Origin of the sequence: Actinocrinis sp. (assembly GCF_035605935.1) — a bacterium.
Classification (GTDB): domain Bacteria; phylum Actinomycetota; class Actinomycetes; order Streptomycetales; family Catenulisporaceae; genus Actinocrinis.
This window is the reverse complement of sequence record NZ_DATNGK010000018.1, coordinates 1-8,782: the sequence shown is the minus strand read 5'-3', so window position 1 is coordinate 8,782 and position 8,782 is coordinate 1. Positions and strand designations below refer to the sequence as shown.

Below are 8,782 nucleotides of genomic sequence, written 5' to 3'. Positions count from 1 at the left end.
CTGGCCACAAGCGTGGAGCTGCACGTCAAGCCCGCGCCGTATTACATCTCCGATGCCACTGCGTCGGACGTCGGCAAGTGCCTGCGGCGCCTGCGCGGCATGTCCGGTCCGCTCGGCGCCGCCGGGGCCAGGCTGTTCGAGCACGCCGCGACCGGTCGCCTCCGCATCGCGACGCATCCGTTCTGGTGCTCGCCGCTCTCCTTCCGTGAACTGCCCGCCGACCTGCGCGCTCGCTTAGCGGGCCGGTTCCTGCTGGTCAAGGGCGACTTGAATTACCGCCGCCTGGTCGGCGACTTGTGGTGGGACCCGACGACGCCGTTCGCCGACGCGGTGCGGTACCTCGGCCTGCCGGTTGCGGCACTGCGCGCGGCGAAGTCCGACGTCATCGTCGGGGTCTCGCGCGGGCAGGTCGAGCGGCTCGACGCGGCCGAACCTGACTGGCGCCTGAACGGCCGGCACAGCCTCATCCAGACCGCGTGATTCGGATCGCGTGACCAAGACCGCGTGGGCCGGATCGCGTGACCGAACTCACCGGGCGCGCCACAAAACGACTTGATCCGCGCGGCTACAGTGAGACCTGAGAAGGCCGACGGGATCTTACGGGAGGGCCGCCGTGGCGAACGTGTTCGAGGCGATCGACGCGAGCATCCGCGAATTCATCGAGGCGCAGCCGATGTTCTTCGTCGGCACCGCGCCGAGCGGGTCCGACGGACTGGTCAACATCTCACCCAAGGGCTACCGGGACTGCTTCGCAGTGCTCGATGACCACACCGTCGCGTACCTCGACCTGTTCGGCTCCGGCGCCGAGACGATCGCGCACCTGCGCCAGAACGGCCGGATCGTGGTGATGTTCTGCTCGTTCACCCGCAACTCGCGCATCCTGCGCCTGCACGGCCACGGCCGGGTCCTGCGCGCCGACGATCCCGAGTTCGCCAGCCTCGCCGCGCACTTCAATCTCCAGCACCCGGGCCTGCGCTCGATCATCCTGGTCGACGTCGAACGGGTCTCGGACTCGTGCGGGTATGCGGTCCCTTACATGGATCTGGTCGAGGAGCGGCCGGTGCTCGACAAGGTCCACTCCACGCGCACGCCGGACGAGTGGGCGCAGCGCGTCAACGGAGTGAACGCTAAGAGCCTGGACGGGCTGCCCGCGCTCGAACCCGACCATCCGCTGCCGACCTCAGTGCAGAGAGGCTGATCGCCGGGACGAATGCACCCGGCCCGCATGCTCGACGAGCGCGATCAGCACCTCCTTCGCCGAGGCCCGCTCCCGCGCGTCGCACAGCATCACCGGCGTGTTCGACTCCAGGTCCAACGCCTCGCCGATCTCTCCCGGAGCGAAACGCCGCGCGTCATCGAAACAGTTCACTGCGACGACGAACGGGATGCCGCGGCGCTCGAAGAAGTCGACCGCCGGGAAGCAGTCGGTGAGCCTTCGCGTGTCGGCCAGCACCACCGCGCCCAGCGCGCCCTGCGCCAACTCGTCCCACAGGAACCAGAATCGGTCCTGTCCCGGCGTGCCGAACAGGTATAGCGCCAAGTCGTCGCGCACCGTGATCCGGCCGAAGTCCATCGCCACCGTCGTCGTGCTCTTGCGCTCGACGCCGTGCGTGAAGTCCACGCCGCGGCTCGCCTCCGTCATCGATTCCTCGGTGCGCAGTGGCCGGATCTCGCTGACCGCGCCAACCAGGGTGGTTTTCCCGACGCCGAATCCGCCCGCGATCAGTATCTTGAGCGCGAGGAAGGGCTCTTCGACCTCCGGTTCAGCCCGGTGCCCTTCGCGCTCACGGGCCGCCGCGCGATAAGCGGCCGATCCGACGCTGACGCTCGCGGCGGGGGCCGCGTCGGGGGCTGCGGCCGCGGCTGGGCCGGCGCCGGGAACCTGGAAACCGCGATCAGAGCGCGCGGAGCCCATTGATCACCTCCTGCAGAATGTGTTCGTCGAACAGTGCGGCCGGCGGCTTGGGTTGGCGGACCCGGACATGCCCGATCTCGAGCAGGTCGCCGAGCAGCACCCGCGCGACGCCCAAGGGCAGGTCGCAGCCGGCGGCGATCTCCGCGACCGACTGTGGTGCGCGGCAGCACAACTCCAGCACGCGGACCTGTTCGGGGCTTAGCGTCGGATCGTCGTATGGGCCGCTCTCCGCGATGACCAGAGCCAACAGGTTGAATACGCGGGCGTCAGAGCGGGCGCGGCCCCTGGTCAGCGCGTACAGCCGGACAAGCGGACCGGCTTCGTCGTCGTACCATTGCGCCGAATCGCCTTCGGCGCCCTCGGGCGGCGGCTCGGGCTCGGAGGCGGGGAAGGGCACATACTCGCGCTCGCGCCCGTACCCCGGTTCGTAGCCGTGTTGATAACCGTGTTCGTACCCGTACTCGTAGCCGTTCGCGCGGTCACGCTCGATCCCGTATTCGTATCCGTAGTCGCGCCCGACCGCGCTTCCCATGGCGCGATCGGCGGCGTCGCTCGGCCTACCGCCGGCCGCACCGCCCGCCGCCGTCGGCCGCACGCCGGTCACGACGCGGCCGCGCCCGCGCCGCCTCCGGCGCGTGGCGCGGCGAACAGGTGCTCACCGACGCGTCGCACCAGCCGGGCCATCTCGTAGGCCACCAGGCCGATGTCGCACTCCGGTCCGCTGAACACGGCCAGGCACGTGCCGCCGCCGGCCGCGACGACGAACAGGTAGCCGCCGTCGAGCTCGACCATGGTCTGCCGGACCGAGCCGGCCTTGAAGTGTCGCCCGGCTCCCTTGGCCAGGCTGTGGAAGCCGGACGCGACGGCCGCCAGATGCTCGCCGTCCTCGCGGGAGATGCCGGCCGACGAGGCCACCGCGAGACCGTCGGTGGACAGCAACACCGCGTGCCGGACCGCGGGGACGGCGGCGACCGTCTCGTCGAGCAGCCAGCCGAGTTCGCCGCCGGCGTTGGTACTGGGGGGCATCGGGCCTCCTGGCCTTCAGCGGGCTTTTTCAGCCGCGGTGATCGATCGTTCGGTGGGAGGGTCGTGGGGGAGGGCGGGCATCTCAGTCGTCTCAGTCCTCGGCGAGAGATGCCGGGTTTTCCGGTCCGGGGCCGAACCGGCCGCGTGACCAGCCCTGCTGATACGCGGACATGGTCGCGCGGGCCTGCTCGGGGGTACGCGGCACCGGATCCTCATCCGCGTCTAGCGAGGCGCTGGACTGGCCGGGGTCCATGCGCAGTCCCGGCGCGATGCTGGCCTGCTTCACCCGGCGCGGCAGTCCGCCGGGCGTCTCAGGCCCCGTTGACGCGCGCAGCAGTGCGGGGTCGACCTGACCGCCGCCAGCGGGTCCGATATCCGGGTCATCCAGCTCGCCAAGGTAGGAATCAGGGTTCGTGGGATCAGGCTGGCCCGGAACGCGGCGCGGAAGGATACCGAGCGGCGGCGCCGCACCGGTGACCGGCGAGGGCGAGGGCGTGGGTGTGGGTGTGGGTGTGCGCGCGGATGTGGATGTAGGTGTGGACTGCGGCGCGTGCGGTGACGTCGGCTTGATGCGCGGTGCCTTTGTCTCGGCGTGGCCGGATCGTGCCATGGACGCCGCCGCCGAATGCGCTGATCCAGCAGCGGACGGGTCCGGGCGACTAGCCGCGACTGGACCGGAGCCGACCAGAGCCCCGTTGCGGTGCGGTGCCTGCGATGCGCGGTCCAATGCGTCATCTCGTCCATCGTCAGACCTCTGACGTGAGCCGATCGCCGCCGGCCGCGATCCCGCGGTCAGCTCGGATTCGACCAGCAGCGCCTTCGGTAGCAGCACCACCGCTGTGGTTCCGCCATAAGCCGACTGCCGTAGCGCGACCCTGATTCCGTGCCGACGAGCCAGCCGGCTGATCACGAACAGCCCGAGCCGGTCGCTGTCGAGCAGGTCGTCCGGACGGTCGCGCTCGATTCGGAGATTCGCCTCGGCCAGCGCCTCCGCGCCCATGCCGAGCCCGCGGTCCTCGACCTCCAGCGCGTATCCGGCCGCGACCAGCGCGCCCTGCACGTGCACGCGGGTGTGCGGCGGCGAGAACGAGGTCGCGTTCTCGACCAGCTCGGCGAGTAGGTGCGTCAGGTCGGCGACCGCCGCGCCGGCGACGCGCGCATCAGGCATCTGACGCACGTCCACTCGTTCGTAGTCCTCGACCTCTGCGACCGCGGCGCGCACGACATCCATCAGTGGTACCGGCCTGCGCCAGCTGCGGCCTGGCGCCGCGCCGGAAAGGATGATCAGGCCCTCGGCGTGCCGGCGCATTCGGGTGGCCAGGTGGTCGAGCCGGAACAGGTCCTCGAGGTCGGCCGGATCCTCGATCCGCCGTTCCATCAGGTCCAGAAGCGCCAACTGCCGGTGCAGCAGCACCTGGCTGCGCCGGGCGAGGTTGAGGAAAATCCCTGCGACGCCGCTGACCGCCTCGGCCCGGTCCAGCGCGGCCCGCAGCGCGGCGCGGTGCACCGTCGCCAGCGCCATGGCGACCTGCCCGACCTCATCGCTGCCGTCTTCAGTACCAGACGCGCCTGCTGGGAACACGCCCGAGCCGCCGGCCGCCAGCCGACCCAGGGTGCTGATTCCGAGCGTGCCCTGCCCAACCTCCGCCTCCAGATCGACCTCCTGCCCGGCGCGCAGCTTCGCGATCGCGCCGGGCAACCGGCGCCGGGCCAGGTCGAGCGCCGAGTCGCGCAGTCCGACCAGCTCGATGACCAGTCCCCGGCCGATCCACACGGACACCAGCAGCGATACCGTCACCGCGAACAAACCCAGCAGCACACCGGCGCCCGCCTTGGTCTCCAGCGCCCGGCTATACGGATTCACCTGCGCGATCGCCGCCGCGCCCGCGCCGGACACCACGTCGCCGAGCCGGTCGAGCTCTCCGGGCGCCAGCGCCGTCCACGTGCTCTCGGCCTGTGCGACGCCGCTGCTGTTCGTGCCCTGATCCCCGGCGTTGAGCACCGCTTGTTGCGCGCCTTGCAGCCGCTGGTAAGAAATGGCCGAGGTCACGCGCTGGTATGCCGTCACGTCGACATCACGCAGCTGCGCCAGTGCGATCTGCTCCAGCTCGTGCTGGCTGTAGTAGGCCCCGGCGAACTGGCGGTAGCCGTCCGCGTCGAGCGTCGCTCCGCCGCTGCGGGCCTGCGCCTGCGCCACGATCGCGGCCTGCCGGGCCAGCATCTCCCGGGAGCGGGCCAGCTGAGTGACCGCCCACGCGTCCGAGGCGATCTGCCCGTTCTGGCCGACCTTCGTCAGGGTCGCGTTCAGGCTGTTGCTCAAGAGGAGCGCGTCACTGATCGCCTTGCCGTATCCGGCGCTCGCGGTCGTCCACGTCACCTGGCGCCGGGAAACCTCGCCGCGCAGCCCCGGCAGTCCGGAAAGATCGCTAAGCAGGGTGCTCATAGGGCCACTGACCTGCACGCCGAGCCCGGTCGTCGCCGCGGCGGCCGCGCCCGCCCCGTCACGCAGCGCGTCCGCAGCGGCATCAGTGCCCGTATAGTCCGCCGTCAACGCCGACCTCGGCTGTCCGCTTGCATCACCCGCACCGCCGAGAAACCGGGCTGCGTCGATCCGCTCGCGTTGCAGCGCGCTGATCAGGCTGTCGTTCGGCATGGTGACCGCCGCGTCGAGCTGCTTGAGCTGGGTCAGCGCGTACACCGTCTGCGCGGTCTGCACCGCCGCCAGGCCCCACAGCGTCATCAACGAGATGATCGGCACCACCAGCAGGCAGACCACCTTCGCCCGGATCGCCCGCGGCTTCGGGATCCGCGCGATCAGATCCGAATCCCGAATCGTGGGGAACAGCGCGCCGCCGGGCCGCCGTCCCAGCGAGGACGCCGCCGTCGCACCGGCGCCGCGTCCCGCGCCCGAGGCCGCCGCGCTGAAGATCGAGATCGGCCGTTGTCCGCGCCACGAGGCGCCGGGCGCCGGCGTCGCGGACTGGCGCGAAAACGGCGACTGCGGCTGCTGCTGCTCCGGTTGCTGCTCTCGGCGCGACGGCCGCGGCATCGGAACGGATATCCGGCCTGACATACCGTTCGGTCTCGCATGCGAACCCCGGCGGCCACGCGGCGCGGGCGGGCGGCTCTCACGCATGCGAACCCTGCCTCTCGGCCACCGGGCGCGCGCCATGCGGCGTCGGCGCGTCGTCATCGTCTGATTCATCGGCATCGCGTGGCTGCCGACCGGTAGGGGAGAGGGCGACGAAGGCCGAGGTGAGGAAGAGCGTTGATCCGAGGCACACGATCATTGGCAGGATGAACGCCATCGCGGTCGCGCCGCCGCTCGGTACGTTCCCTGATGCCACTGTCTGCGTCGCCACCGACACCTCGGCGGCGCGCATTCCGGTGTAGTGCATGGCCGTCACCGCGACGCCCATGATCATTGACGCGCCGATCGCCGCGACCGGTCCGCGGATGGTCAGCCCGGCCCACAGCGCCGCGGTCGCCGCCGCCACCGCGATCAGTACCGAGAGCGCGACGGTCCCGATGTTGTAGTCAAGGCTCGCATTCAGTCGCATCGCGGCCATGCCCGTGTAATGCATCGCCACCACGCCGAACCCGGTCACCGCGCCGCCGAGGCCCAGCGAGAGAGCCCGCGAGCGGCCGTACCCGACGATCAGCATTCCGACCCAGGTCAACAGGATCGGGATCAGCAGGCTCAGCAAGGTGAGCGAGACCGCGTACCGGATCTCGGTGCCGGTCACCGCGAAACCGAGCATCGCGATGAAGTGCATCGTCCAAATCCCGGCGCCGATCGACACCGCCGCGGTAAGCAGCCAGTTACGTTTCGAACGTCCGCTCGCGTCCAGTGCGCGCACTGTGCAGCGCAGCCCGAGCGCCGAGCCCACGCACGCCATCGCATAGGACAGCACGGGTGTGGCCCACCCGAATCCGGTCTCCGTCGTCGCGCCCATCGGCCCCATCACTGCCGGCTCCCTGTGCATCTGCAATCGCTAGTGACTGGTCAACCGACCATCGCATGAGAATGCTTGCGCTGCGAGGTTTTCCGCTAACTCACTGCAATCACGCAGCTGACACGAGGCGGACTTCTTGCGGACGCGGGCCACCCCTGCACCGTCGGGCGTAGCGCAGGGGTGGCGTTAGTGTTGCGGGGCGTCAGGGCCCTCAGTTACTGCTGATGCGGGCTAGTTGCATGTGACGCCGTTGACGGTGAATGACGTCGGCGAGGCGTCGCTGGACGTCCAGGTGCCCTGGAAACCGAACGACGCATTGCCGCCGGGATTGATCGAACCGTTGTACGAGGCGTTGGTCGCCGTGACCGCCTCTCCGCTCTGCGTCAACGAGCCGTCGTTCCAGGAGCTGGTGACCTTCTGGTCGCCGGGGAAGGTGAACTTCACCGTCCAGCTGCTGATCGCGCTGGTGCCGGTGTTGCTAATCGTCACCCCTGCGGTGAAGCCGCCGGGCCACTCGCTGTTCTTGGTGTACGTCACGTGGCAACCGGATCCGCCGCCGGCGCTGGGGCTTGGGGATGGCGAGGCAGAAGGTGAATGTGACGGTGACGGACTCGTAGACGGTGTCGCCGACGCGCTCGCGCTCGCACTCTGGCTCGGCGTCGCGCTCGGGCTCCCGGTCGATGAACCGCTCGGGTCGCCGTACATGATGCCGCGGCCGTTGGTGCCGACGTACACGCGTCCGTAGGTCCGCGGGTCGCCGGTGATCGCGGCGCCGATGTTGCCCCACTGGTGTTTGTCGTCGTTGATCCGCGTCCAGGTCGCGCCGGTGTCGTCAGAGCGGAAGATGCCCTGCACGCCGTTCACCGTCGCGATCGCGTAGATCGCTGGGTAGCCGCCGGACACCGCCGACTTGCCGAAGCCGAGGTTGATCGCCGCCGAGACGCTGCTCAGCTTCGTGAAAGTGGCGCCGGAGTTCGTCGAGTGCCAGATGCCTGATACACCGGAGGAGTCACCGCCGGTCAGCCACACGTCGCCGGCCGTGCCCGCGACCGCCTTGATGTAGAGGGTGCCGGTCGTCGGCAGGCCGGTCGCGGCGCTCGCGGTGAAGCTGGCGCCGCCGTTGGTGCTGACGTAGAACGTCCCGGCCGAGTAGCCGTAGTAAACCTTCGGATTCACCCGGTCGGAGGCGATCACCGCGCCAGCCGGGATGCCCGTGGATGCGGTCCAAGAGCTGCCGTAGGTCGTGGTGTAGTAGACGCCGGTGCCCTTCGGGCTCCACAGCGCCGAACTGGCGTCCGCCGCGACCGCGCCCTGGCCGCCGCCAGTTACCCCGGGCGGCTCGGCCGAGGCCTGGAACCAACTGCTGCCGCCATTGGTGCTGAAGGCGAAGCGGTACACGTTCGCGTTGCTGCTCTGCGTCTTGTCGACGTCGCCGGTGCGGATGATGGTGGCCGGCTGCAGCTCGGCGTAGTCGACGCTGTCGCCGCTGGACAGGTTCGGCGAGGTGAACGCCGAGGACGGTACCGAGGTCAGCGAGGTGTGCACGAAACCGTCTAGGTCACCGAGGGCGGAAATCAGCGGAGCCGAACCGGTCGGCGGGCTGATCAGACCATTGACGGCGGTCTCCTCGAGCCCGCTGACGAACGGCTTGATCGTGAAGCTGGTGCCGGAATCCCAGTTGGTCAGGTTGGTGGTGCCGAACAGGGTCGCGCCGGTGCCGTAGAACATCCGGTTCGAGTTGAAGGGGTCGATCGCCAGGCCCTCGGTCATCCAACCCAGCTTCGGTGACTCGACAGGTTCCTGAGTCGTCGTGCCGAAGGTGAGCCACGGCGTCGCCGAGGCGTCGATCGTGTAGGCGTCGGCGCGGTTCGGGTAGCTGGTGTAG

The 8,782-nt window shown here is 69.7% G+C and carries 8 protein-coding genes; 2 read left to right on the top strand and 6 right to left on the bottom strand.

Annotated elements, in window-relative coordinates; genetic code table 11:
• Both VN779_RS01505 and VN779_RS01500 read left to right on the top strand, forming a co-directional pair.
• Positions 1–480 (top strand): ARMT1-like domain-containing protein (locus VN779_RS01505; protein ID WP_325719362.1); only part of this gene is annotated, 480 nt, incomplete at its 5' end.
• 133 nt (positions 481–613) lie between these two features.
• Positions 614–1,198 carry a pyridoxamine 5'-phosphate oxidase family protein gene (locus tag VN779_RS01500; protein ID WP_325719360.1) on the top strand — a complete coding sequence of 195 codons (585 nt, stop codon included), beginning with the start codon at positions 614–616 and terminating at the stop codon, positions 1,196–1,198.
• Here VN779_RS01500 and VN779_RS01495 read toward each other — a convergent pair.
• From VN779_RS01495 to VN779_RS01470, 6 genes are all read right to left on the bottom strand, one after another.
• Positions 1,181–1,915 (bottom strand): GTP-binding protein, encoded by a 735-nt coding sequence (locus VN779_RS01495; protein WP_349260591.1) that lies wholly within the window; start codon positions 1,913–1,915, stop codon positions 1,181–1,183. The two genes, VN779_RS01500 and VN779_RS01495, sit on opposite strands and share 18 nt — an antisense overlap.
• Positions 1,896–2,447, bottom strand: coding sequence for a DUF742 domain-containing protein (locus VN779_RS01490; protein ID WP_325719358.1), 552 nt, complete (start codon positions 2,445–2,447; stop codon positions 1,896–1,898). The genes VN779_RS01495 and VN779_RS01490 overlap by 20 nt, the downstream gene beginning before the upstream one ends.
• 68 nt (positions 2,448–2,515) lie before the next feature.
• Positions 2,516–2,941, bottom strand: coding sequence for a roadblock/LC7 domain-containing protein (locus VN779_RS01485; RefSeq protein ID WP_325719357.1), 426 nt, complete (start codon positions 2,939–2,941; stop codon positions 2,516–2,518).
• Positions 2,942–3,032: 91 nt separating this feature from the next.
• Entirely contained in the window at positions 3,033–5,990 is a 2,958-nt protein-coding gene (locus tag VN779_RS01480; RefSeq protein WP_325719355.1) for a nitrate- and nitrite sensing domain-containing protein, read from the bottom strand.
• A gap of 79 nt (positions 5,991–6,069) precedes the next feature.
• A complete protein-coding gene (locus VN779_RS01475) occupies positions 6,070–6,897 on the bottom strand; it encodes an MHYT domain-containing protein (RefSeq protein WP_414639548.1) in 828 nt (275 codons plus the stop codon).
• 231 nt (positions 6,898–7,128) lie between these two features.
• Positions 7,129–8,782 (bottom strand): cellulose binding domain-containing protein (locus tag VN779_RS01470; protein WP_325719354.1); only part of this gene is annotated, 1,654 nt, incomplete at its 5' end.

Coding starts and splice junctions, on each gene's coding strand:
- VN779_RS01490 (WP_325719358.1), bottom strand. CDS start 2,447: ATGGGAAGCGCGGTCGGGCGCGACTACGGATACGAATACGGGATCGAG.
- VN779_RS01485 (WP_325719357.1), bottom strand. CDS start 2,941: ATGCCCCCCAGTACCAACGCCGGCGGCGAACTCGGCTGGCTGCTCGAC.
- VN779_RS01475 (WP_414639548.1), bottom strand. CDS start 6,897: ATGGGCGCGACGACGGAGACCGGATTCGGGTGGGCCACACCCGTGCTG.
- VN779_RS01480 (WP_325719355.1), bottom strand. CDS start 5,990: ATGCCGCGGCCGTCGCGCCGAGAGCAGCAACCGGAGCAGCAGCAGCCG.
- VN779_RS01495 (WP_349260591.1), bottom strand. CDS start 1,915: ATGGGCTCCGCGCGCTCTGATCGCGGTTTCCAGGTTCCCGGCGCCGGC.